The 23,229-nt window shown below is 66.0% G+C and carries 27 protein-coding genes; 17 read left to right on the top strand and 10 right to left on the bottom strand.

What is annotated here, in order from left to right:
- The first annotated feature begins 29 nt into the window (after nucleotides 1-29).
- The 3 genes from AC4LGL_RS31385 to AC4LGL_RS31375 all read left to right on the top strand — a co-directional run bounded on the left by AC4LGL_RS31385 (nucleotide 30) and on the right by AC4LGL_RS31375 (nucleotide 3,439).
- A complete protein-coding gene (locus AC4LGL_RS31385) occupies nucleotides 30-1,139 on the top strand; it encodes a DUF1214 domain-containing protein (protein WP_491842165.1) in 1,110 nt (369 codons plus the stop codon).
- Nucleotides 1,136-2,398: a sulfotransferase family protein gene (locus AC4LGL_RS31380; protein WP_491842164.1), complete on the top strand. Its 1,263-nt coding sequence runs from the start codon at nucleotides 1,136-1,138 to the stop codon at nucleotides 2,396-2,398. Before AC4LGL_RS31385 ends, AC4LGL_RS31380 begins: the two co-directional genes overlap by 4 nt.
- A 63-nt stretch (nucleotides 2,399-2,461) precedes the next feature.
- Entirely contained in the window at nucleotides 2,462-3,439 is a 978-nt protein-coding gene (locus AC4LGL_RS31375; RefSeq protein ID WP_491842163.1) for a glycoside hydrolase family 6 protein, read from the top strand.
- Nucleotides 3,440-3,445: 6 nt separating this feature from the next.
- Here AC4LGL_RS31375 and AC4LGL_RS31370 read toward each other — a convergent pair whose 3' ends face one another.
- Nucleotides 3,446-4,075 (bottom strand): hypothetical protein, encoded by a 630-nt coding sequence (locus tag AC4LGL_RS31370; RefSeq protein ID WP_491842162.1) that lies wholly within the window; start codon nucleotides 4,073-4,075, stop codon nucleotides 3,446-3,448.
- 188 nt (nucleotides 4,076-4,263) lie between these two features.
- Between AC4LGL_RS31370 and AC4LGL_RS31365 the strand changes: the two genes are divergently transcribed.
- A complete protein-coding gene (locus AC4LGL_RS31365) occupies nucleotides 4,264-4,746 on the top strand; it encodes a VOC family protein (protein WP_491842161.1) in 483 nt (160 codons plus the stop codon).
- A 55-nt stretch (nucleotides 4,747-4,801) separates the two neighbouring features.
- Complete coding sequence (locus tag AC4LGL_RS31360; RefSeq protein WP_491842160.1) at nucleotides 4,802-5,203, top strand: RidA family protein; 402 nt, start codon at nucleotides 4,802-4,804, stop codon at nucleotides 5,201-5,203.
- Here AC4LGL_RS31360 and AC4LGL_RS31355 read toward each other — a convergent pair.
- A complete protein-coding gene (locus tag AC4LGL_RS31355) occupies nucleotides 5,196-6,134 on the bottom strand; it encodes an SMP-30/gluconolactonase/LRE family protein (RefSeq protein ID WP_491842159.1) in 939 nt (312 codons plus the stop codon). The genes AC4LGL_RS31360 and AC4LGL_RS31355 overlap by 8 nt on opposite strands.
- A 117-nt stretch (nucleotides 6,135-6,251) precedes the next feature.
- Between AC4LGL_RS31355 and AC4LGL_RS31350 the strand changes: the two genes are divergently transcribed.
- The 3 genes from AC4LGL_RS31350 (at nucleotide 6,252) to AC4LGL_RS31340 (ending at nucleotide 8,198) form a co-directional block, all read left to right on the top strand.
- Nucleotides 6,252-6,833: a TetR/AcrR family transcriptional regulator gene (locus tag AC4LGL_RS31350; RefSeq protein WP_491842158.1), complete on the top strand. Its 582-nt coding sequence runs from the start codon at nucleotides 6,252-6,254 to the stop codon at nucleotides 6,831-6,833.
- Between the two features lie 96 nt (nucleotides 6,834-6,929).
- Entirely contained in the window at nucleotides 6,930-7,214 is a 285-nt protein-coding gene (locus tag AC4LGL_RS31345) for a hypothetical protein (protein WP_491842157.1), read from the top strand.
- 102 nt (nucleotides 7,215-7,316) lie between these two features.
- The gene (locus AC4LGL_RS31340) at nucleotides 7,317-8,198 is read left to right on the top strand and encodes a TIGR03620 family F420-dependent LLM class oxidoreductase (RefSeq protein WP_491842156.1); all 882 of its coding nucleotides are present in this window, start codon (nucleotides 7,317-7,319) and stop codon (nucleotides 8,196-8,198) included.
- A 6-nt stretch (nucleotides 8,199-8,204) separates the two neighbouring features.
- On the opposite strand, the gene thiD is transcribed toward AC4LGL_RS31340, so the two are convergent.
- Nucleotides 8,205-9,011, bottom strand: coding sequence for a bifunctional hydroxymethylpyrimidine kinase/phosphomethylpyrimidine kinase (gene thiD, locus AC4LGL_RS31335; protein WP_055110875.1), 807 nt, complete (start codon nucleotides 9,009-9,011; stop codon nucleotides 8,205-8,207).
- A 486-nt stretch (nucleotides 9,012-9,497) separates the two neighbouring features.
- Here thiD and AC4LGL_RS31330 point away from each other — a divergent pair, with 486 nt between their 5' ends.
- Entirely contained in the window at nucleotides 9,498-10,004 is a 507-nt protein-coding gene (locus tag AC4LGL_RS31330) for a hypothetical protein (RefSeq protein WP_491842155.1), read from the top strand.
- On the opposite strand, the gene AC4LGL_RS31325 is transcribed toward AC4LGL_RS31330, so the two are convergent.
- Nucleotides 9,980-10,600: a TetR/AcrR family transcriptional regulator gene (locus AC4LGL_RS31325; RefSeq protein ID WP_491842154.1), complete on the bottom strand. Its 621-nt coding sequence runs from the start codon at nucleotides 10,598-10,600 to the stop codon at nucleotides 9,980-9,982. The two genes, AC4LGL_RS31330 and AC4LGL_RS31325, sit on opposite strands and share 25 nt — an antisense overlap.
- A 69-nt stretch (nucleotides 10,601-10,669) precedes the next feature.
- Between AC4LGL_RS31325 and AC4LGL_RS31320 the strand changes: the two genes are divergently transcribed.
- Nucleotides 10,670-11,833, top strand: a complete 1,164-nt coding sequence (locus AC4LGL_RS31320) for an aromatic ring-hydroxylating oxygenase subunit alpha (protein ID WP_491842153.1) — start codon at nucleotides 10,670-10,672, stop codon at nucleotides 11,831-11,833.
- 9 nt (nucleotides 11,834-11,842) lie between these two features.
- Here the strand turns inward: AC4LGL_RS31320 and AC4LGL_RS31315 are convergent, their stop codons facing one another.
- Complete coding sequence (locus AC4LGL_RS31315; RefSeq protein ID WP_491842152.1) at nucleotides 11,843-12,394, bottom strand: VOC family protein; 552 nt, start codon at nucleotides 12,392-12,394, stop codon at nucleotides 11,843-11,845.
- 154 nt (nucleotides 12,395-12,548) lie between these two features.
- Entirely contained in the window at nucleotides 12,549-13,712 is a 1,164-nt protein-coding gene (locus AC4LGL_RS31310; RefSeq protein ID WP_135360523.1) for an LLM class flavin-dependent oxidoreductase, read from the bottom strand.
- Between the two features lie 109 nt (nucleotides 13,713-13,821).
- Here AC4LGL_RS31310 and AC4LGL_RS31305 point away from each other — a divergent pair, with 109 nt between their 5' ends.
- The 3 genes from AC4LGL_RS31305 to AC4LGL_RS31295 all read left to right on the top strand — a co-directional run bounded on the left by AC4LGL_RS31305 (nucleotide 13,822) and on the right by AC4LGL_RS31295 (nucleotide 16,100).
- On the top strand, nucleotides 13,822-14,565 hold the full coding sequence (locus tag AC4LGL_RS31305; protein ID WP_491842151.1) for a helix-turn-helix transcriptional regulator: 744 nt from the start codon (nucleotides 13,822-13,824) through the stop codon (nucleotides 14,563-14,565).
- A 189-nt stretch (nucleotides 14,566-14,754) separates the two neighbouring features.
- The gene (locus AC4LGL_RS31300; RefSeq protein ID WP_088305190.1) at nucleotides 14,755-14,922 is read left to right on the top strand and encodes a hypothetical protein; all 168 of its coding nucleotides are present in this window, start codon (nucleotides 14,755-14,757) and stop codon (nucleotides 14,920-14,922) included.
- An 83-nt stretch (nucleotides 14,923-15,005) separates the two neighbouring features.
- Nucleotides 15,006-16,100, top strand: a complete 1,095-nt coding sequence (locus tag AC4LGL_RS31295) for a tartrate dehydrogenase (protein ID WP_491842150.1) — start codon at nucleotides 15,006-15,008, stop codon at nucleotides 16,098-16,100.
- 12 nt (nucleotides 16,101-16,112) lie between these two features.
- Here the strand turns inward: AC4LGL_RS31295 and AC4LGL_RS31290 are convergent, their stop codons facing one another.
- Complete coding sequence (locus AC4LGL_RS31290; protein ID WP_491842149.1) at nucleotides 16,113-16,781, bottom strand: SDR family oxidoreductase; 669 nt, start codon at nucleotides 16,779-16,781, stop codon at nucleotides 16,113-16,115.
- A 199-nt stretch (nucleotides 16,782-16,980) separates the two neighbouring features.
- Between AC4LGL_RS31290 and AC4LGL_RS31285 the strand changes: the two genes are divergently transcribed.
- The gene (locus AC4LGL_RS31285) at nucleotides 16,981-17,247 is read left to right on the top strand and encodes a YdeI/OmpD-associated family protein (protein ID WP_491842148.1); all 267 of its coding nucleotides are present in this window, start codon (nucleotides 16,981-16,983) and stop codon (nucleotides 17,245-17,247) included.
- Between the two features lie 10 nt (nucleotides 17,248-17,257).
- Here the strand turns inward: AC4LGL_RS31285 and AC4LGL_RS31280 are convergent, their stop codons facing one another.
- Both AC4LGL_RS31280 and AC4LGL_RS31275 read right to left on the bottom strand, forming a co-directional pair.
- Nucleotides 17,258-18,469, bottom strand: a complete 1,212-nt coding sequence (locus AC4LGL_RS31280) for an acyl-CoA dehydrogenase family protein (RefSeq protein WP_491842147.1) — start codon at nucleotides 18,467-18,469, stop codon at nucleotides 17,258-17,260.
- Nucleotides 18,470-18,503: 34 nt separating this feature from the next.
- Nucleotides 18,504-19,100, bottom strand: a complete 597-nt coding sequence (locus AC4LGL_RS31275) for a TetR/AcrR family transcriptional regulator (RefSeq protein WP_055111709.1) — start codon at nucleotides 19,098-19,100, stop codon at nucleotides 18,504-18,506.
- A 106-nt stretch (nucleotides 19,101-19,206) separates the two neighbouring features.
- Here AC4LGL_RS31275 and AC4LGL_RS31270 point away from each other — a divergent pair, with 106 nt between their 5' ends.
- On the top strand, nucleotides 19,207-19,578 hold the full coding sequence (locus tag AC4LGL_RS31270; RefSeq protein ID WP_491842146.1) for a DUF2834 domain-containing protein: 372 nt from the start codon (nucleotides 19,207-19,209) through the stop codon (nucleotides 19,576-19,578).
- On the opposite strand, the gene AC4LGL_RS31265 is transcribed toward AC4LGL_RS31270, so the two are convergent.
- A complete protein-coding gene (locus AC4LGL_RS31265; protein WP_491842205.1) occupies nucleotides 19,575-21,092 on the bottom strand; it encodes a serine hydrolase domain-containing protein in 1,518 nt (505 codons plus the stop codon). The two genes, AC4LGL_RS31270 and AC4LGL_RS31265, sit on opposite strands and share 4 nt — an antisense overlap.
- Nucleotides 21,093-21,260: 168 nt before the next feature.
- Here AC4LGL_RS31265 and AC4LGL_RS31260 point away from each other — a divergent pair, with 168 nt between their 5' ends.
- Both AC4LGL_RS31260 and AC4LGL_RS31255 read left to right on the top strand, forming a co-directional pair.
- Nucleotides 21,261-22,559: a sensor histidine kinase gene (locus AC4LGL_RS31260; RefSeq protein WP_491842145.1), complete on the top strand. Its 1,299-nt coding sequence runs from the start codon at nucleotides 21,261-21,263 to the stop codon at nucleotides 22,557-22,559.
- Nucleotides 22,556-23,209, top strand: a complete 654-nt coding sequence (locus AC4LGL_RS31255) for a response regulator (protein WP_491842204.1) — start codon at nucleotides 22,556-22,558, stop codon at nucleotides 23,207-23,209. Before AC4LGL_RS31260 ends, AC4LGL_RS31255 begins: the two co-directional genes overlap by 4 nt.
- The last annotated feature ends 20 nt before the right edge of the window (nucleotides 23,210-23,229 follow it).

The raw sequence follows: 23,229 nt of genomic DNA, 5'->3' as shown, positions 1-23,229 counted from the left end.
ACCGCTTCCGGATTGTGAGGGGATGCCCAGTGACCGCGCCCAGTGAAGGTGACGCAGACCGGGCTCGTCCCGAGGTCGCGGCGTGGACCGCGTTCGTTGACGGATTGCGCACGGCCGGTGCGCAACTCGCGGCAGACACCGCCGGTCTGCCGGAATCTGAACGCGCCGACGGATTCCGCGCCCTGTTGCGGGCAGTGTCAAATCAACTGGGCCGCTGGGAAGTTGATCGCGACAAGCCTGAGTTCGTCGCATTCAACGGCTGGCGTCAGAAATTCCTGATGGACAACCCCGACTTCCAGTACTGGGTCGCTGATGTCCGCCCCGGCGGCCGCTACCTGATCCGTGGCAATCGCGGCGACGCCGCGTACGTGTCGATCACCGCCTATTCCGGTTCGGGCGGGGCGGCCGCCAAGGCGAACTCCCGGATCGACAGTGATGCAATCACGTTCGACGCCAACGGTGATTACCAGGTGACGGTCGGCGGTGACCGTCAGGCGAACGACTGGCTGGACCTGCCCGATCGCGCGATCGTCATCTGGGTGCGTCACTTCCACAATGACGCGCAGGCCGATCGCATCGGGTGGTGTGCCATCGAGCCGGCCGAGCCGGCCCCGGTCCCGGCGGCGATCGACCCGTTGAGGTTCGGCAAGCACCTGGCGAAAGCCTCGGCGGCCATTGCCGTGCTGCCGCGCATCTGGCATGGCGCGGTGGCCGCCGATCGCGAGTCGCCGAACCAGTTGCACCACTGGACCGAGATGGCCGGGGGAGCGGTGTTCACCGAACCGGCCATCCACTATCTGCGCGGCGTCTGGCAGCTGGGTCCCGACGAAGCGCTGCTCATCGAAGGCGATCTGGTGCCGTGCCGGTACTGGAACATCTTGGCGTACAGCAGATTTCTCAACTCGCTCGATTACCGGCACCGGCGGGTCTCCTACACCGGTGCCACCGCGAACCTCGATGGTGGCCGCTACCGGTTCGTGGTCTCGGCCACCGATCCTGGGCCGGCCGCCGGGGACTGGATCGACAGTGAGGGCCGCGCGTTCGGCATCGTCGTGATGCGGTTCCTGCAACCCGAACAGCAGCCCGACCTGCCCACGACGCGCATCGTGTCCCTGACCGATCTGGCGGAGCGCGCATGACCGGCTGGATCGCGCCCGCCCGCACACCGGAGGCGTTGAACGCCTACGCGGCGGCCGAGCAGGATCGGGCCGCACGCCCGGACCGCTACCAGCTCGGTGCCGACGCCATCGACATCGTCATCGACCGCGGCACCCGTGGTGCCGGCGTGGGCATTCTGGGCGACCCCGGCGAGTGGCGTCCGGGTGTGGAGCAGTACCTGGCCTCGGCCGAGGAGGACGGACGGCTCAACGCCCTCGGCGCGTTGACCGCCCAGCGAACCGCGTCCGGGCGGCTTGCAGCCCGGATCGCGATGGCGCGGTATCTGAAGGAACATCCCAGCGCCGAGCACCGTCCGCTGCTGCCCCCGGTGATCATCACCGGCGGCTGGCGCACCGGCACCACCTTCTTGTACCGGCTACTCGACCGCGACCCCCGATTCCGCGCGCCGCTGCCCGCCGAGCTGGGTGCGCCGTGGCGGCTACCCGGCGACCTCGACGGCGACGAACGCGTCCGCCGCCTCGAGGCGTCCGCCGCCGGCCAGTACCTGCTGCACGTTCTCAACCCCACGATGGCGGCCGTGCACGACTCCGGCCCGAATCTGCCCGAGGAGTGCGTGCTCGGCATGGGCACCACCCTGCGCAACTGGGGCTTCACCGCCACCACGCGCCTCGATGGCTACGCGTCCTGGCTCGCCGGCCAGGACTTCGCCGCCGAGTACGCTCAGCACCGGCGGATGCTGCAGATCCTCGACGCCGGGGATGGTCGCCGTTGGGTCCTGAAAGCGCCGGCCCACACCGCCGAGCTCCGCCATGTCATCGCGACGTATCCGGGCGCCTGCATCGTGCAGTTGCACCGCGACATCGTGGAGACGGTGGCGTCGGGCGCGAGCCTGTTCGCGACGTACCGGTCCACTTACAGTGACGACGTCGACGGGGTCGACGTGGGCCGGTTTCAGACCGCGCAGACGGAACTGTGGCTGCGCCGCGCCCTCGATGCCCGGGCCGCGGCGTCCACTGTCACCTGGCTCGACGTCCAGTACCGCGACCTGGTGGCCGACCCGGAGGCGACGGTGCGGGGTATCTACGCCGCGGCGCAGATGGAGCTACCGGACATCGCGGGAATGCTGGCCGAGCATCACCGCGCCCAACCCCGCGGCGGAAAGGGCGCGCACCGATACCGGCCCGAGGAATTCGGTATCAACCCTGCCGAGTTACGCGAGCGGATGCACTTCTACACCCGGACGCTCGACCCGTCCGGCGCGCATCGGATCGAGGCTTGACGGGCCATCCCGTCGGGGAGCGACTGGCGCTAATCGCGTCGCCCCATTACTTTCCCTGAGGTGATGTCCTCAGCCGTTGGCGCAGTCGCGCGGTCGATCGCTCCCTTTCTGACAGTCGCCTCGGTGGTCGCCGCGGGCCTCGCTACTGCTCCGGGGCCGACGGTCCGTCTGGCCAGCGACGGCAACCCGCTCGAGGGGCACTCGTTCTACGTCAACCCCTCGTCGAAGGCCGCGCGCGCCGCGCAGGGCAACCCGAGCCCTGAACTGCAGGCGATCGCCAACACCCCCACCGCGTACTGGATGGACAACGTCTCCAGCCCTGCGGTGGACGCCAAGTACATCGCCGCGGCACAGGCCGCCGGCACCATGCCGATCCTGGCGCTCTACGGCATCCCGCACCGCGACTGCGGTAGCTATGCCGCGGGCGGCTTCGGGTCTGCTGCTGCGTACAAGGGCTGGATCGACGGTGTCGCCGGCGCCATCGGCGGAGGGCCGGCCGCGGTCATCCTCGAACCCGACGCGCTCGCCATGGCGGACTGCCTGTCGGGTGATCAGCGCGAGGAGCGCTACAACCTGATGAGCTACGCCGTCGACACGCTGACCCGCAATCCGGGCACCGCCGTGTACGTCGATGCGGGGCACTCCCGGTGGACGGCCGCTGACGAGATGGCCAACAGGCTCAACCGCGTCGGCGTCGCCAAGGCGCGCGGATTCAGCCTCAACACCGCGAACTTCTTCACCACCGAAGAGGAAATCGGTTACGGCGACGCGATTTCGGGCCAGACGGGTGGCAAGCCCTACGTCATCGACACCTCGCGTAACGGTGCCGGACCGGCCGAAGGCGAGATGTACTGGTGCAACCCGAGCGGTCGGGCCCTCGGCGCGGCACCGACCACGGCAACCGGAAACGGCAATGTCGACGCGTTCCTGTGGGTGAAGCGTCCCGGCGAGTCCGACGGCGCGTGCGGTACCGGCGAGGCCTCTGCGGGAACCTTCGTCAACCAGTACGCCATCGACCTGGTTCGCAAGGCGCACGGGTAGAGCGGCCTACTGGGGCGGGGGAGCCTCCGCCTCGCACTCAGCGAGCATCGGTGTGGTGAAGTCGACCGATCCGACCCCGCCGAGGGTCATGCCGTTGTCGCGCAGCGTCATCGTCGTCGTGTAACGGCAGGTCTGATTGACCGTCAGCCCGGTGAGGAACTCGACGTCGTAGGTGTAGAGGAACGAACGCACGAGCTGGTTCGCATCCCACGGCACATCGAGGGCGAAGCCCAGGGACGACCCGGACCGGGCGTTGAGCAACCTCGGGCCGACCTCACCGATTCCCGGCGTCAGGTAGAACGGGGCGCCGTCGAGTTTGGTGCCGGACACGCTGACACTTCTGATGCGATAGCCGGTGGTGCCGGACGGGATCAGCGGACCGCGTCTGATGTTCGTGCTGAACAGGATCGAGTAGTTGGTCCCGCCGGCGATGGCCGTCGTGCTGAAGCTCGTCGAGGTGAACTCCTGCGGCAGGTGAGCCGCGCAATTGCCGACCTTGCCGGATGGATCACCGCATTCCTGTGGTGCCGCCAGGGCACTTGGTGCGAGCACCGCAGCGCCCACTACGGGCACCGTGAATGCGGCGCCGCGGATGAACGTGCGTCGGGAGAACGCACTTCCTGAACGATTCGTCATTGGTCTTCCTCCTTGTTCGCTCGTGCTTTTCGGTCTCCAATTCCGAAGCTACAAGGGTGACCAAGCGATTTGGCCGGGTTCGGAAACTAGCGGAAGGAACCGGCTCCGCCGCCGGCGAGCAGGGTCTGCCCGGATTTTGGCACGCAAACTCATATGATCAAGCGCTGACGAGGAAGTCGAGGAACACCATGTTGAGTGACCTACGTTTCTGCCATCTGGTCGTCGGCGTGACCGACATGGACCGGGCCCTGGGCTTCTACCGTGGCCTGTTGGGCATGGATGTGGTGTTCGACCAGTTGATTTCGGGTGAGCCGTTCGACGCGGTCCTGCACTCCTCTCGCCAACAGGAAGGCCGTGTGGTCGGGGGAGTGGTGGGCGGAGTCATGCTCGAACTGGTCAGCCTCGGTTCGTCGACCCCGCCTGGACCCGGGAAACGAGGAATCGTCGGCAACCAGAACATCGCATTGTCGGTCACCGATCTCGACGCCACCTATCGCGCCGTGATCGACGCGGGCTTTCAGCCCGTTCAGGAGCCGTTCCCGATCGACCGCGTCCGGATGTTCTTCGTCAACGACCCCGATGGCACCGCGGTGGAGTTCGTCGAGTTTCCCGGTGGCGCCCGCAGCAGCTATGAAATGCATCGCGGCGCAGACATCAGCGCAGAAAGGTAACGGTCACTGCTTCGTTCCACCCCACCGAGGGTTGGACGGACTGCCACACTGGGGCATGGCCATCGAGCTGGTGCGGGGTTCTCGGTTGTTCGCGGGCGTGACTTACGCCTACGCGGCGATCACACCCGGAAACGGCATGATCTTCACCGCCGGCGCCTGCCCACTCGATGATCGGGGGCATGTCGTCGCTCCCGGTGACATCGCCGCCCAGGCCCGCCAGGCGACGGGCAATCTCCGGATTACCTTGCAGGAGTGCGGTGCCCAGTTACGCGACGTGGTGAAGACGACGATCTACGTCGCCAGTGGTCAGCGTGACGACCTCGTCGCGGCGTGGGACGAGGTGGTGTCGGCTTTCGCCGACCATCGGCCGCCGAGCACGCTATTGGGTGTTGCAGTCCTCGGGTACCCTGATCAACTCGTCGAGATCGAGGCGATCGCGGTGCTCCCGATCAAGTGACCGGCGTGAGGTCCGTCCCGGCCGGGGGTTGCAGCCGCCGCAGTTTGCCGTCGATGGCCGTGACATACAGGGCATTGCCGTCGGGCCCCGGGCCTATCCGCACCGAGGTCGGTCCGTTGGGCGGCAGGGAAAGTTGGCTGAGCCCTTTGGCTATCGTGCAGATGCGGCCGGTGTCGGGGTTCACTGCGTAGACCTCGCCCGCGGTATCGCCGGCCACGTACAACGTTCCGTCACGGGTCGCCTGCATGTCGTCGGAGCCCGCGATCAAGCCGGGCAGACGTGCCACCGTCGCGGTGGCGTTCGGCTTGTCGAGTGGCAGCCGCAAAACCGTTGACAGGGCTACATTCTCGGTATATAGCGCGCTGCGGTCGGGAGTTAGTGCGAGTCCATTGGGTAACGGGGTGCCGGACCAAGACTTGGTGTGCCGTCCGGTGGCGGGGCTGTAGCGGTCGATTCCCCGGGGCGGGACGGTCAGTTGCGAGAAGATCAAATCACCGTCCGGGAGGAACAGCAGACCATTCGGCGCGGGCAGCCCGGTGAGCAACGTCGTCGATTCACCCGTGTGCACGTCCAGACGTCGCAGCGTTCCGCGCGCCGTGCCGGGGTTGTTCCCGGTCAGGAAGTACAGGCTGTTGCCCGAAAGCCGCAGGCCCGCTGGATGATCGAGACCAGACAGCACCGTGCTGCTGTTTCCCTGGTCGTCGACGTGAAGCAGTCGACCGTCGTTGATCGCGCTCAGGTAGAACCCGCCGCGGCCGTCCGGTTCGAGGTTCTCCAGAGCGCCCAGCCCGCTGGCCACAGTGGTGATCTGCCAACGCTGGCAGGTACCCGTCCGAGCTTCCGCGCCGGGCGTTGCGCTCGCGGTCGGCGTAGCCGCCACGAAAAGCATCGCGATGGCGCATGTCGCGGCGCCAATTGTCTTCTGCAGCATCAAGTCACCCCTCAGTCATTCCCCCACCAAGTTTGATACCTTTTGGTATCGGATTCTAAAAGGTATCATGAACCCGTGGAAAAGGACGACGGTCGATCGGTCGAACAGTCACGGCCGATGACACGCCGACGCGTCGAGACCCGTCAGCGGCTGCTGGAAGCCGCGTTCTCGGTGTTTGCCTCAAAAGGGTTCGGGCGCACCCGAATCGACGACATCTGTCAGGCTTCGGGGTATACCAAGGGGGCGTTCTACTCGAACTTCGGAACTCTCGATGAATTGTTCCTTGCGCTTTATCGCGAGCAGTCACGTCAGGCCGCCGAGTACACCATCGGATTCCTGGCTGCCGAACCGTTCAACACGGTCGAGGCCACGATCCAGGCCTGGGCGCAGGGTCTGCCGATCGACCGGGACTGGCTGCTGATCAACACAGATTTTGTCCTGTACGCCGCCCGCCGGCCAGAGGTGCAGCTGGAACTCGCGACAGAACGGTCGCAGATGCGCGAGGGCTTCGCCCGCATGCTCGCTGACCACATCCGCGATCGGGCACCGGACCTTCCGGCGTCGCTACCCACGCCGGACGAGATGGCGCGGGCGCTGGTCACGGTCTATGACGGGGCAATCTCCCAGCTCATCCTCGACATGGACGAGGCGGCGGTGCGAAAGCACTTCGCCGACATTGCCAGTGCGCTGCTCCGGTAGAACTCACACACCGCCTGACGACAGTGTGAACGGCTCCTTACCGGACGGATACTGCCGGGAAACTGGATCGGCGACGGGTGCTGAGACCGTGGGACGATGACCGCAGACCCTGTTGATCCACTCTGGCTTCGGCCGGTGGCACTGCCGGCTGCTCTTCCGAATCTGGCGGTGCGCCACAGTGCCGACGTCCGTCAGGCGCAGGAGTTCATGGTGCTCCTAGAGGCCGAAATGGTCGACCTCCAAGAACAATTGACGGCCATCGATGAACGTGTCAACGAGGGGCGTCCAGGAGCCCTTCATCATCAAAGCGTGGTGCGGGCGCGGCTCAATGAGGTGCGACGCCTGCTCGACGGCCTCATCTTCAGGTTTCCTTCCGCCTGAGCTTCCGGTCGTCGGCGGGCGACGGTGAAATAATGTGGACTTGCTGGTCCATTTTTATCCAGGCACGCTCGTGACGTAACGACGCGTGACTGGAGGTATGCAGTGAATCTCGGTGAATTCGGTGTCTGGCAACCGGCATATGCCACAACGCCCGAGATGGCAAAGCAGATCGAGGGCCTGGGCTACACGACGCTGTGGCTGGGTGGCCCGGAACCTGACCTGTCGGGCATCGATGAACTGCTCGGCGCCACGGACCATTTGGTGGTGGCCAGCAGCATCTACAACATCTACCGCGGTGATGCGGTCACGTTGGCAGCAGCGTACCGCCGTGTCCAGCGGTCATATCCGGACCGCCTGCTGCTGGGCCTCGGCGTGGGACACCCTGAACAGGTCGGCAATTACCGCAGCCCGATGCCTGCCCTGAACGGGTTCCTCGATGGTCTTGATGAGCACGGCATTCCCCGCGAGAAGCGGATGCTTGCCGCACTGGGGCCCAAGATGCTGGCGCTGGCGACCGAGCGGGCGGCCGGTTCAGTGCCGTACCTCGTCACGCCCGAGCACTCCCGGCGGGCGCGGGCGGCGCTCGGGTCTCAGCGGCTATTGGCGCCTGAGCAGAAGGTGGTTCTGGAGTCCGACCCTGAACGGGCCCGGGCTCTCGCCCGTCCGCGAATCAAGCATCCGTACCTCGGATTGGTGAACTACACCAACAACTTACGGCGACTCGGCTTCACGGATGAGGATCTGGCCGGCGACGGCAGCGACCGGTTGATCGACCAGCTCGCCGTCCACGGTGACGCGGCGACGGTTGCGCACGGATTGCGCGCGCATCTGGCGGCCGGGGCGAATCACGTGCAGATCCAGGTGGTAGGTGAGCACTCGGCGCCGCACCCCCAGATGCCCGAGGTTCTGCTGCAGGTTTATGACGAGGACACGTTCAGGATCTACGAATCCCTGGCCGGGGCGTTGGACATCGCGCCCAGGTGACCGGCATCAGCGAGGTGCGCGGCCCGCACCCTGCCACACCGTGTCGAACGGAGCATTGCCGCTGATCCGGTCGACGATTCCGGCGGTGGTGAAGTCCTTGGCCAGGCGCACCGCCTCCGGGACACTGGATCCCTTGGCCAGGGCGGCGGTGATCGCTGCCGCCAGCGTGCATCCCGCACCGGCGACGCGGGCGTCGCCGACCTTCGGCGCACGTAGAACCTCGGCGTCCTTGCCGTCGAAGAGAACATCGACCGCGTCGTCGCCGGGAAATTCGACCCCGCCCTTCACCAGGACATACGTGGGCCCGAGGTCGGCGATGCGCCGGGCTGCCTCGACGAGATCGTCGATGGAGGAGATGTCGTCCATCCCGGCGAGGGTGCGTGCCTCGAACAGGTTCGGCGTGGTGACCGTCGCCAGCGGCAGGATCTGGCTGCGCAGTGCGGTGTCGGTATCGAGAGCCGCACCGGGCTCTTGTCCTTTGCAGATCAGGACGGGGTCGACGACGATGTGCCGCCACGATTGCTGGGCGAGAGCCTCGGCGACGACGTCGATGGTTGCGGGGGTGCCGAGCATGCCGATCTTGACGACATCGAGGTTGTACGCCGATGTCGCCGCCTCGATCTGATCGGCGATGACCTGTGGATCGACCGGGACGAACCGGTGGCCCCAGTCCGCCTTGGGGTCGAACGACACGATGCAGGTCACCGTGCCCACACCGTAGGTGCCGAACTCCTGGAACGTGCGCAGGTCGGCTTGCAGGCCGGCGCCGCCGGTGGCTTCGGATCCGGCGATGACATACGAGAGGTCGACCACGTGGGTGAGCGTACGCCTGCGCTACGGACATCCGACATGAACCCAGCGGATATCGGCGTACGTTGCTGGGTTCGAAAGTGGTGGGACGAATGAGCCCGCAATGTGTCGGTGCATTATCGGTTCGTCCACTGCCAGAAGGAATCCAACTTGATGACGGTGGCAACGTATTGGCTGCAGGCGATGTTCCATGTTGCGACCCAAGGTGATTGGTCACAGCGTCCGCGCGCTTGACGGTGCGTCGGGTACGAAGGTTGTTGACAATTCAACAGTTATTCGAAAGCGTGGCGGGTGACCGCTTGTTATCTCGCGCGGCGTGGCTCAGATCCCAGTGGGGATCTCGTCGGTTGCTGTATAAGCCCGGGTCGCGCTGTGGTCTCGTCCGATCTGATCCCGAATTGGGTTGTGAAACCACCCGTTTGGTTCTTTGTTCGGAAGTTTACCGGCAATCGGCAGTGTGTTTTGTAGTTAGCTGATACCGTCGCGCTCATGAAGCTCGTGCAACGTATGGCCGCAGCCGCGGCTGCACTGGCGGTCTTTGGTGCCGCCGCATGCAGCAGCTCGTCGACTGATCAGGCCCCGACCACCAGCCCTGTCCCTGCCGAGTCCACGTCCAGTCAGCATGGCCCGGTCAAATCTCCGGCTACCGCGCCGGCGCCCGCCGGGCCTGGGCAAACGACGCAGCGGATGATGCCCAATCCGAATGGGGATGGCTCGATGGTGCCGTGTGAGGGCACGATCTGCACCAATCCGAATCACGGGGCTGGTGACAATCCGGATGAGAACGGTGGGGCGGTGATGCCCAACCCGAACGGTGACGGCTCAGACGTGCCGTGTGAAGGCACGATCTGCACCAATCCGAATCACGGGGCTGGTGACAATCCGGATGAGAACGGCGGGGCGGTGATGCCCAACCCGAACGGAGACGGCTCAGACGTGCCGTGTGAAGGCACCATCTGCACCAATCCGAATCACGGGGCCGGCGACGACGGATAGGTCGTACGGGCCGACACTGCCGGCGCCACCCAGTCTCGTAGGTAGGTACGCAGTCCTCTGTCGTGGCGCGATGGTCCACCCGGGTCGATGATGAACGACTGCAGGATCCTCAGCATGAACTCGACCAGCTGATCGAGCGCATCGCCATCGAATCCGACTGTGGCCCAATCGATGTCGAATCGGCGCAGAATCGACTTACCGAATTCGATGGCGAGGTCAGAGGTAACTCCCGCCGTGAACGCGCTGGCCTTGCCGGGCTGTAGGACCAGGCTGAGATATCGGTCGTGCGGAATCTGCTCCGCCGTGTAGGCGATGCCTTCGACGACGGCTTCGCTGGGGTCGGTGATCGAACCCAGCTGCTCGGCCAGGCGATCGAGGAAGCCGTCCACTGACGACACGGCGGTGGCGGCCATCAGGCTCTCCAGCGTAGGGAAGTAGCGGTAGATCGTCTGGCGCGTCACCCCGAGTGCCTGGGCCACTTCGGACACGCTCACGGTGCCGCGCGCATCGATCGCCTGCCGGGCCGCACCGATGATGCGGCGGACGGCTTCGTCGTCGTCGGCGGGAATGTCTCCCGACCAGCCGTGCCTGCGCATCCGTTGATCGTCGCACGGTTGGCACAAAAATCTTGACAATACAGTCGATGGTCACTGTATGGTCAGCTCATGACTGTCGCCCCGGTGAGCAGCACCGATGAAGAACTGACCCGTCGCGCTCTGCGGCATGCCGTCGAGGGGACGACGGATATGGCAGACCGGGTGCTGAAGGTGCCCCTGCACTACTACCGCGACCCGAAGATCACCGAGATCGAGGAATCCCAGATCCTGCGCCGGGTCCCGCTGGCGATCGTGCCGTCGGCTCAGATCGCCGAGAAGAACGACTTCGTCGTCCGCTCCGTGCTCGGGGACTCATTGCTGGTCACCCGGGACCGCACCGGCGCCAGCCACGTGTTCCTCAACTACTGCCGTCACCGCGGTGCCATGCCGGCCTGTGGATCAGGCAACGCGTCCCGGTTCGTCTGCCCGTATCACGCATGGACCTACCGCAACACCGGTGAGCTGTTCATGGTGCCGGGCAAGGTCGGCTTCGACACGATGGATACCGCCGAATACGGACTGGTGGAACTGCCGTCCGAGGAGCGTCACGGCTTCGTCTGGGCGGTGCTGACCGCGGATGCGGCCATCGACCTCGACGCTCACTTGGGGCCGCTGGGTCCCGAACTGGCGCAATGGAACTACGAGGCCTATGGCTATCACACCGACCGCGAGTTCTCCTCGGAAGTGTCGTGGAAAGGTGCGCTCGAGGCGTTCGCGGAGGGGTATCACTTCCCGTTCGTCCACGGTGAGAGCCTGATCGGGCAGAACACCCTGCCGAACACCGCCATTTACGACGAATTCGGCAAGCATCACCGAATTGGCTTCCCGTTCAACTGGATCAAGAATCTCTCCGATGATCCGAGTGGCTCATTCGACCCGTCGGCCAACATGGGTGTCATCTACTGGGTGTATCCCAACCTCATCCTGGCGAACAGCCCGGTCGGCGTGGAGATCATCGACATGCTGCCCGAAGGGGAGCCCACCCGCTGCACGGTCCGGCACAGCTGGATGGGCCGAGTCCCGGCGACGACCGACGACATGCGGGCCGGCTATGACGCGGTCTACGAAGGAGTCCACGCTGCGGTGCGTGATGAGGACTTCGCCATGCTGCCGCAGTGCGGTGAAGGTGTCCGGCATGGTCAGCATGACCATATGATCATCGGCCGCAACGAAATTGCGGTCCAGCACATGATCAAGGTGTTCGCCCAGGAATTGGGTGTCGCGCTGGCGTGAGTGCGGCGGTCACTTTCCCGGCAGCGTCCGCGTCGCCTGCAGCGTGATGCCGGGCACCGAGTTTGCGAGGTCGGGACGCTGCTTACCGAAGGCCCGCATGGTCCGGTAGAAAGACCAGGCCTGGCGCGGGGATGGAACTTTCGGCACCCAGGCCAACTCCCAGTGGATGCCGTTGATCGGGTCGTCGAAGAACACCGCGTAATAGCCGGGCCAGTATTGCGGGTAGTCCTTGGGCTCATCGGTGACGGGGATGCCCCGGGCGATCAGGAACTCGCGATGAAAGCGGTCGACTTCCTTGCGGTTTCGGGCCCACAGTGCGATGTGGTTGATCCCGACGGCCTGGTCGGTATGGGTGAGCTTGTCGCCGGTGAATGCGGGCTGAATCCCGATGTAGCTGTGCGGGTTGAGGAATCGCGTCATGTAGTAGATCGACTGGTACTCCATGTTCAGCGAGGAGAAGCTGTGGTATCCGAGCCAGCCCAACATCGCGTCGTAGAACTTGATCGATTCGTCGTAGTCCAAGACCGCGAACTCGACATGACTTACACCCCGCCACCGCATCCGGCCCCCTAAGAGTTGTCTACTACCGAATGTAGTACTCAGAAGCCGCGCTGTGAAGGGGCTGCGCGCGCCGTTTTCCACCTCCGGGTCGCGATGCCTACGGAGAAACGGCCCAGCGGTAGAAACGGCGCGCCGACAACTGCATCAAACCTGTTTAGTTGTCAGCCTTTTCAGCTTCGTACTTCTGTGCCATATGCGCGATCGCATCGATCTGAGACTGGGCCAGCCCGTCACGCACCTGCCCGGCACGCGCCGCGGCGTCCAGGGTGGGCTGGGCCTGCCCCTGGAAGTGCGGCATGACCTCTTCGGCGAACAGTTCCGCCGAGCGTCGGGTGGCGGCGGGATTGGCCCAGTCCGCGGCCATCTGCAACATGGATCCGAAACCGCCCGACTGCTCCCATAGCCGCTGTACCTGCGCGCGCGCCCGTTCCGGCGTTCCGATCACGCCGGCACCGCGTTCGTTGATCGTGTCGATCATTCCGTCGATGGTGTCTCCCGGCATGGTCATCTGCGGGAAGGCCGCGACCTTCTGGAAGTAGTTGAACCACGCCTCGATGCCGTGGCGGACCTCGGCGCGGGCCTGCGCATCGGTCTCGGCGACATGGAACGGTCCGACCAGCGACCAGTTGCGGCGGTCGATCGTGCTGCCGAACGCCGCGGCGCGCTCCTCGGCGATGTTCCAGTGGTGGGCCAGTGCGTCGAAACCGGCCTCGCTCAACGTCGCGCCGATCGACAGCAACCCGATGCCGTGCTTGCCCGCCAGCCGCGCGCCGGTCGGAGACGCTACTGCAGCGACCGACAGTGGGATCCCGCCCTCGGAGTACGGGGCCAATTGCAGTTTGGCATCGAACAATTCGTGCGTGGCGGTCTTGGCGCTCACCGTCTCTCCGGCGAGCAGACGCACCATGATGTCCAGGTTGGTCTCGAGGAGTTCGCGGGTGTCGGTGGGGTTCAGCCCGATCATGGCCGAGTCGGTGGGCAGGGAGCCCGGCCCGACGCCGCCGATGATGCGGCCGTGGGTGAGGTGGTCGAGCAGCATCAGCCGGTCGGCTGCCCACAGCGGGTTGTGGTACGACAGCGAGATCACGCCGGTGCCGAACGTGATCCGCTTGGCCCGGGCGGCCGCCGCGGCGATGAACACCTCGGGCGAGCTGATGATCTCGCTACCTGCCGAGTGGTGCTCACCGATCCAGACCTCGTCGTACCCGAGGGCGTCGAGATGCTCGACGAACTCCAGATCCCGGTGCAGCGCCAACGTGGGGTTGATGCCGGGCCGATGGAACGGGGCGATGAAATAACCGAACCGGAGTCGGGACACGGGGCCTCCTTGCCGCGAAGTGTGCTTGCCAGAAAGCTAGTCCCGCGGCTCCGTCGCCAACAGTGCACGAAGGTGGACAATTCGGCGCCCGCCGTCGTTTACTCGTCGGGTGAGGCGAGCCACAGCCGAGCTGCAGGTCGCGGACTACGAGAAGGTGTTCGCGGTGCTCGACGCCTGTGACGAGGCGGCTGACTTCCCTGAGTTCCGACGGGCGGTCGTGGACGCGATCAGTGAAGTGTTCGAGGTCCGCGGGGTCACGTTCTTCGCCGGACCGACCGTGGCGGGCGCGTTCGCGGATACCGATCCCATCACCACCGACTACGACAATGCGCTGCTGGACGACTACATGGCCAGATGGCGCGGGCACGACGTCTTCGCCACCCCGATCGCGTTGCAGCAGCTGAATACGGCGGGGTCGGTCAGCCTGCGAGAGCTGGCTGTGCCCGCGTCCGCCGTGGCCTACGTCGAGCAGTTTCTGTACCGGGCCGGCCTGCAGTCGTGCAACGCGTTCACGTTCCCGATCGGCGGTACCGCGCACGGTCTGCTCGGGCTGTTCGATCCGGACCCGGACGCGGTCGATGCGCGCGACGCCTCGGCGCTGCGATTACTGTGCCGGCGCCTACGCGGCCTGGCGCGCCCGCTGATGCCCGCGGCCCGGGTGGATCCGCTGGCGCAACTGCCGCAGCGGCAGCGCGATGTGGTCGCGTTGTTGGCCCGCGGGCAGACCAACGCGCAGATCTCGACGACGTTGTGCCTGACCGAGGACACCGTCAAGAAGTACGTCAGCCGGGCGCTGGCGACGACGGGCTGTCGGTCGCGCACGGAGCTCGCGGTCCTGGCCGCGACGCGCTGAGGTCCTGCCCGAACCTGTGGGTTGGTCATTGCTGCCAACCGCCGGTCAATTTCTGCCAGCGGAATTAACCGCTTTGACCAGTGCGTTGTGAGAGCCAGACCGGGTAGGAATTCCCCGAACCGGTGGACGAGACGTCCGAACCGCGACACTCACGCCACGGCTCGAACGCCCAGGACGAAGGGCTTCGACATGAAGAAGTTTGGTTTTGCGAGCATGATCGCCACCGGTTTCGCCGCCGCCATCGTCGGCCTGGCCGCGCCGGCGCAAGCCGACATCACCCATCATCAGTGGGTGCACGACATCCAGCAGCATGCGAGCACTGGCGCCGTCACACCGACATTCGGCAACGGCCGCTGACACCCGACAACGAGCGAGGGGTACCCACACCGGGTGCCCCTCGCTTTCGTTGGCAGCCAATCGCCGAAACGTAAGGTGGCGGAATGACCACCACCCACCGGCTTGCAGTGATCCCGGGCGACGGTATCGGTAAGGAAGTGGTCCCCGAGGGCCTCAAGGTGCTGGAGTCGGCAGCGGCCGCCTTCGGTTTCGCCGTCGACTATGAGCAGTTCGATTACGCGTCCGCCGAGTACTTCACCGACACCGGCGCCATGCTGCCCGACGGGTGGTTCGACGAACTCAGCCGGTTCGACGCGATCTTCTTCGGCGCCGTCGGTTGGCCGGACGTTGTCCCCGATCATATTTCGCTGTGGGGCAGCCTCCTGCAGTTCCGTCGGCACTTCGACCAGTACGTCAACCTGCGGCCGGTCAAATTGATGCCGGGGGTGCGAAGTCCGCTGGCCGGCCGAGAGCCCGGCGACGTCGACTTCGTCGTCGTCCGGGAGAACACCGAGGGTGAGTACTCGAGTATCGGTGGCAGGATGTTCGAGGGCACCGACCGCGAGACGGTAATGCAAGAGACGGTGATGACCCGAGTCGGCGTCGACCGGATCCTCAAGTATGCGTTCGAGCTTGCCCAACGCCGTCCCGACAGGCACCTGACCTCGGCGACGAAGAGCAACGGTATCTCGATCACGATGCCGTACTGGGACGAGCGCGTCGAGCAGATGAGTGAGCGGTTTCCCGACATCAAGGTGGACAAGTTCCACATCGACATCCTCGCCGCGAATTTCGTCCTGCATCCCGACTGGTTCGACGTGGTTGTCGCGAGCAACCTCTTCGGTGACATCCTGTCCGACCTGGGGCCCGCGTGTACCGGCACCATCGGCATAGCCCCCAGCGGAAACATCAACCCGGAACGGCGATTTCCGAGTCTGTTCGAGCCGGTTCACGGATCCGCGCCCGACATCGCCGGACGTGGTATCGCCAATCCGATCGGGCAGATCTGGAGTGCGTCATTGATGCTCGACCATCTGGGTGAACCTGACGCCGCAGCAGCGATCCTGAAAGCCGTCGAAGACGTGCTGGCCCACGGAGGGGACGTCCTGACCCCCGATATGGGCGGAACCGCGACGACGAGCACGCTCGGTACTGCCGTCCGCGATCAGCTGCAGTCGAATCTCGCTGCTTCGCAGTAGTTCTGCTACAGGTCAGGCCGACATCTGGCACAGAAAGTCGGACCCGCCGGCGTAGACGATCCCGGACGGGTACGGCGCGGACGCGGCCCGTGCGATGGTCGTCGCCAACTCGCGGTCGGACATCACTTCGCCGGAGACCACGGTGAAATCGATTCCCCGCCGGTCGAATTCCGAACGCATGGCATAAAGGGCGGTCTCGCCGGCGCGCTTGCTTGCAGCGGTCGCCGCGTAACCCTTCGGCACGGCCTTGTTCGGGTAGAAGTGGGCCTGATGGCTGGTGACGAACACGATCTGACCGCCCACCGGCATCAGCGGCAGCGCCAGCTTGGCCAGCCGGCGTTGGGCATCGCGGTTCAGCCGCATGGCGTAGCCCGGATCGGTGCCCAGCTGCAGCCCGGTCGACGCGTTGAGCACCAGGACGTCGAGGCGGCCGAACTCCCGGCCCACGCGCTCGATCATCGCGGCGGCGGCAGCCTCGTCGGTGATGTCGGCCCCCAGAGTGGAGGCGCGGCCACCCGCGCGGCGGATGGCGTCGACGACCGTGTTGGCGCGTTTGGCCTTCTCGCGGTAGTTGACGACGACGTGGGTGTCCGGGCCGGCGAGCTGCTGTGCGACGTCGGCGCCGATACCCCGCGATGCACCGGTGACAAGAGCGATCCGGGTGGCTGCTGCAGGCTGCATGTCGGGTTCCTTTCCGTCACTGCGAGGCGGCTGGTCGGGAAATTCTGACCTGCGATTACACGGTGTGGCCGTGCTCACAACCGCCCCTGGGAACCCACCGTACACCAACTCTAAGAAAAATAAGGCCCTTCTAAGGTCACGGTAAGGGCAATGTCGTGTCGCAACTGTGTTGCTGAGCTGAGGGGCTTAACCTGGCCGGGTGACTGGCCAACGAGTGCCCGGTGGAGTGGTGCACAAGCTGCCGGCGGACCTGCGTGAGGCGCTGATCGGCAATGACACGGCCATGGCCGCGTGGAAAGACATCACGCCGCTCGCGCGCAACGAGTTCATCTGCTGGGTGGAGGACGCCAAGCAGCAGGTGACGCGCGAGCGACGGATCCGTCGTACGCAGGAGGAGTTGGAGGAGGGGCAGCGGCGACCCTGCTGCTGGCCCGGGTGCAAACACCGCGAGCGCACCGGCAAGTAGCCGCTGCTGCCTACCGGATCGACAGACCGGTGATGGCCCGGGAGATCACCAGGCGCTGAATCTCGCTGGTGCCCTCGAAGATCGTGAAGATCTTGGCGTCGCGGTGCATCCGCTCGACCGGGTAGTCGCGGGTGTAGCCGTTGCCGCCGAGGATCTGGATGGCCTCATCGGTCACGTAGACCGCGGTCTCACTGGCCACCAGCTTGGCCATCGAGCCCTCGGCGTTGTCGAATGCCTGGTTGTTGCGGGCCATCCAACCCGCGCGCCACACCAGCATCCGGGCCGCGTCGATACGACTCTTCATGTCGGCGAGCTTGAACGCGACGGCCTGGAACTCGCCGATCTTGCGGCCGAATTGCTCACGCTGGCAGGCGTAGTCGAGTGCGTATTCGTAGGCGGCGCGGGCGACGCCGACCGCCATGGCGCCGACGGTGGGCCGGGTGCGCTCGAAGGTCTTCATCGCTGCCTGGCCGCCGGCGGAGGCGCCCGACTTCACGCGGGCGATGCGCTCCTCGAACTTCTCCCGACCGCCCAGGATCAGATCCTCGGACAGGCGGACGTTGTCGAGCACCACCTCGGCGGTGTGGGAGGCGCGGATGCCGTGCTTCTTGAACTTCTGGCCCTGCGTGAAGCCGTGGGTGTCCGGCGGGATGATGAACGTGGCCTGGCCGCGGGACCCGAGTTCGGGGTAGACCGAGGCGACCACGATGTGGACGTTGGCGATGCCGCCGTTGGTGGCCCAGGTCTTGGTGCCGTTGAGCACCCACTCGCGGGTCGCCTCGTCGAAGCGGGCACGGGTGCGGATGGCGCCGACGTCGGATCCCGCATCGGGTTCGGACGAACAGAATGCGCCCAGGTGGGGCGCGTCGGCGGTGCCGAACATCTCGGGCAGCCAGCGGCCCAGCTGTTCGGGAGTTCCGTTGCCCGCCAACGCCGCTGCGGCCAGTCCGGTACCGAGGATCGACAGGGCGATGCCGGCGTCACCCCAGAAGAGCTCCTCGAACACGGTCAGCATGCCGAGCCCGGTGGGTTCGGCGGCCTGCTGGGCGAACAGTTCGGGCGAGTACAGCCCGACCTTGGCGGCCTCCTGGATGACGGGCCACGGGGTCTCCTCGCGCTCGTCCCATTCCGCGGCGGCCGGACGCACCACCTCGGCGGCGAACTGGTGCACCCAGTCGCGGACCTCGATCACGTCGTCGCTCAGTTGCATGGAGAACGTCACGGTTTGCTCCTGAAATATGTTGATGTTCGGTGATTTACGAGCGGTGCTGTTCGATCACGCTGACGGTCTGGGTGACCCAGGCCTCGAAGAAGCGATCGTTGTCGACGTTGCCCGGCGAGCGTTTGGTCAGCGCCTGCAGCGTCGCGGCATAGGACAGTGCGGAGATCGCGACGGCCGCGGTGGCCTCGGGATCGGGGATCTGGGTACGGCCCGAGCGATTCGACGCGGCCAGTTCATCGGCGAATCGTTGATAGGCGTTGTCGGTGATGACCTGCCACGTCTTCTCGTCGAGGTCGCCGAGCTCGTCGGGTTCCCGCAGCATGACCCGCAGAAGTTCCTCGCTCTGGGTCAGATTGGCCCAGATCAATTGCCCGGCGCTACGGACCGCCTCCTCGGTGGTCTTCGGGTGGCCCGCGTCGTACTGCTCCCGCGCACTCACGATCGCGTCGATGCGGTGCGAGACCGCGGACTCGAGCAGTTCCCGCTTGGAGCCGAAGTGCTTGTAGAGCGCCCCCGAGCCGGGTGCCAGGCCGGCGGCCTGCTGAATGTGAGCCACCGACGTGGCGGCATACCCCTTGGCGGCGAACAGCTTCAGCGCTGTGGCCAGGAGCCGGTCGCGTCCGGATGACATGGTGAGAGAGTACTCACTCACCAATTTTGGGCGCAAACGGGCCCCCGCACGGCCGCCGGATCGATAGGTTGACCTGGACTGATCGGTCCGACGGGGAGGCGTGACGATGGCGGAGCTGACGAGAAACGACAAGATTCTGTGTGGCGTCTATGCCGTGATCGCGGTAGTCGCGTTGGTTGCGACCTGGTGGAACAACATCCGCTACTTCACTACGGAAAGTACGAGCACGATCGATTTTTTCCTGAGCGGCTACGCCAACTACGCGTCGTCCTCGCTCACCAACGACCTACTGCTGTTCGGGCTGGCCGCGTTCGTGTTCATGGTCGTCGAGGCGCGTCGGATCGGGATCCCGAAGGTGTGGATCTACATCGTGCTCAGTGCGGTGATCGCAGTAAGCGTGGCGTTTCCGCTGTTCCTGATTCGGCGGCAGTTGGTGCTGGCACAGGGGCGGGTGGTCGGCTCAGCGGCAGCAAGCTAGGTCCCGTACAGATGTAAGGCCCGGCCGGTCAGCGTGGCCACTTCACCGCTCAGCCCGGCCATGGGCGGCGCGCCGCGCTGATGGATCACGTTACCGAGGACCACGACGTAGGTGTCCGACCCGGGGTCCATCCACAACGTCACTCCCGTGAAGCCGGTGTGCCCGAAGCTGCCGATCGGAAACACCATGCCCCTCGGGCGGGACTGCTCCGTGTCGATGTCCCAACCGAATCCGCGGAGGTCTTGCCCGGCAATGGCGGGATAGTGCGGTGCGAGCAGGGGATGTGTTGTGTTAGGGGTGTTCTCGACCGCTTCGCGGGTGGCGTTGTTGGCCGCCTCGACCTGAGCCGGGTTGTGCCCGGGCTGCTGCGGAGTCGTCATCAATTCCAGGGTCGACTGTTTCAGCGGAAAGGAACTCGGCCGGCCGGCGAGGCGGTCGAGCAGCGCTTGCGCGAACCGGCCGACGTCGTTCACCGTCGAGAACACCCCGGCGCTGCCCGCCACTCCGCCCATGCGGCGGGCCGTCGGATCGTGCACGGTGCCGCGCAGGGGGTGCCCGAAGTCCGGGTTGAGGCCTGGGGTGTCTTCGTCGAGCGCCGTGGGTGCGACGCGCGCCAGAAGGTCGGTGTTCCACGTGCCCGCCGGACAGTCGGCAACTTTGCGTGCGTTCGGATCGAGGGCGATGGCGGTTCCCCGAACCTGGTGTGGTCCACATGCTTTGGTGACGGGGAGATAGCGGGTATCTGCCATCCCGAGCGGTGCGAACACGTTCTTCTGAATGTAGGTGTCCTCGGGTTCGCCGGTGATCTTCTCGAGAAGTGCACCGAGGATGATGAAGCCTATGTCGGAGTAGTGAAAGCGCTCTCCGGGCTCGAACACCACCCACGCCCCGAGCGCCCGGTGGATGCCTTCGGCCTTGTCGGGCTTGTCCAGTCCCCACGGCCCGTCCAGGCTCAGATCTCCCGCGATGCCCGACGTATGGGTGAGCAACATGCGCACCGTGACCCGCGCACGGCGTGGGTCGTTGTTGGGGTTGAAGTCGGGCAGGTAGCTCTGCACGGGTTCGTCGAGCTGAACCCGGCCCTGTTCGTAGAGCTGCAGGATGCCGACAGCCGTCGTGAGGCACTTCGACAGCGAGGCCAGATCGAAGATCGTGTCCTCGGTCATCGGTTCGGCAGGGGCGGGTGCCCCGTCCAGCCCCGGTTCGCCGGCCAGCTTGCGTGAGCCGAAAGCCTGACGGAAGACGATGTTTCCGCCGTGCCCGACCTGGACCACCGCTCCGGGCAGTCGAGGTGCCGCGATCGCGTCGTCGATGATCTGGACGACCGGGGTGAAGTCACCCGTGGGAACAACGGCGGCCGTCGTGGGTGGTGGGGCGATGGGTGCCGGCGTAGTCGTCGTCGACGTGGAACTGGCCGCCGGTGGACGCGTCGACGACCCGCACGATGTGACCGCCGCGATCGTGAACGCGACGGCTCCGACGGCGCAGAGCCGAGCAAGACGCGACCGTGACATTGCCACCGGAAAGACGGTAGTTGGGCGGTGGACGCTGCGAGGAGTTTGGGGCTTTGAAACACGCCGCGCCTTTTCGTCCGGCCATCCCCGAGGGTAGGGACAGCCCTACCCCGGACACGCAGGCGCGCCGGATGGGGGTGGATCCGACAGATGCGTAGCGTCGAGCCCATGACCAGCGGCACCCTGCCGAGGACCACGACGCAGCCCAAAGTCGGCCTCCTTCGGCAGCTCGGCGTGGACACCGGATATGTATTGCTCGGATTTCCGCTCGCCACAGTGAGTTTCAGCGTGCTGGTGACCGGACTGTCCGCGGGGGTGGGGACGCTGGTCATCGGTGTCGGCCTGCTGATCCTCGTCGGCACCCTGTTCGTGGCGCGCCTGTTCGCCGATATCGAGCGGCTTCGCTTTCCGGCGGTACTGCGTCGGCCCCGCAGCCGGCCGGTCTACCGGGCGGCCCCGCCGGGTGCGGGCCTCTGGAAGCGGATCCTCGCCCCGCTCACGCAGGGCCAGTTCTGGCTTGACCTCGTGTACGGCATTCTGTGCTTTCCGATCGCGGTGGTCACGTTCACCATCGTGATCAGCTGGTGGGCGTCGGCGATCGCCGGCACATTGACCGTTCTGTGGGACTGGAGCATCCCGCGCGGCCCAGACAACACCTCGCTCGCCCAGCTGATCGGGCTCGGCGACAGCGCCTTCGCCCGGATCGCCTTCCAGACCGCGATCGGCCTGGTCTGCCTGGTCAGCCTCCCGCTCGTGGTGCGGGGGTGCGCCGTGCTCCAGGCCGGTTTCAGCCGCGCCCTGTTGACCGGTGTGGCCGAGCTTCGTCAGACGATCAACGTGCTGACGGAACAGAAGGCCGCGGCCGCCTCCGCCGAGGCCACCGCCCTGCGCCGGCTGGAACGGGATATTCACGACGGACCTCAGCAGCGGCTCATCCGCCTCGCGATGGACCTGGGTCGCGCGCGCCAGCACCTCGACGGTGATCCGGGGCCGCTGCGCGACACCCTCGACGAAGCGATCAGTCAGACGCAGGACACCCTGAACGAGTTGCGTGCGCTGTCCCGCGGTATCGCCCCGCCGGTACTCACCGACCGTGGACTGCCCAGCGCGCTGGCCGCACTGGCGGCGCGGTGCACCATCCCGGTCGAGCTCGCGGTCGACCCCGCCCTGGGTGAGCCGGCGGGAAGGCTCGACGCCGCGGTGGAGACCACCGCCTACTTCGCGGTGGCCGAGGCGCTGACCAATATCGCCAAACACAGTGGTGCACAGAACTGTTGGGTCACGGTCGCACACGGGCCCAGCGGTGTGCGCGTCGAGATCGTCGACGACGGTGACGGCGGTGCTCACGTGGCCAAGGGCCACGGCCTGGCGGGTCTGGCCGATCGGATTCGGGCCGGCGGTGGCACGCTGAGCGTGGTGAGTCCCGCCGGCGGGCCGACCACGATCGGGGTGGAGCTGTTGTGTTGAGAGTGGTGGTGGCCGACGATGCGGTCCTCCTGCGGGAGGGCCTCGTCCGGTTGCTGACCGAGAACGGCCACGACGTGGTTGCCGCGGTCGGCGATGGCCCGTCGCTGGTTCAGGCGATCGAACAGCATCGGCCGGACGTCTCGGTGGTCGACGTCCGGATGCCGCCGTCTCACACCGACGAGGGCCTGCGCGCCGCGGTGGAAGCCCGGCGTCGGGTGGCCCGATCGCCCGTTCTCGTGCTGTCCCAGTACGTCGAGGTGTCCTACGCCGACGACCTGCTGGCGGACGGAACGGGCGCGATCGGCTATCTCCTCAAGGACCGGGTCGTGGCGATCGCGGACTTCCTCGATGCGGTGCAACGGGTGGCGTCCGGTGGCACGGTGCTCGACCCCGATGTGGTGGCCCAGTTACTGGTCCGACGTCGACGCGACGACCCGCTGCGGCAGATGACGGCGCGCGAGCAGGAAGTCCTCGGGCTGATGGCAGAGGGGCGGTCCAACGCGAACATCGCCCGCACCCTGGTCGTCAGTGCTGGTGCCGTGGAGAAGCACATCAGCAGTATCTTCGCCAAACTCGGCCTGCCGATCGACGGCGAACAGCACCGCCGGGTGCGGGCGGTGCTGACGTATCTGCGCGGCTGGGGACCGTGATCCCGGTGATGCGACGATAG

Source organism: Mycolicibacterium arcueilense (genome assembly GCF_058536225.1).
This window is presented reverse-complemented; position numbering and strand designations above follow the sequence as displayed.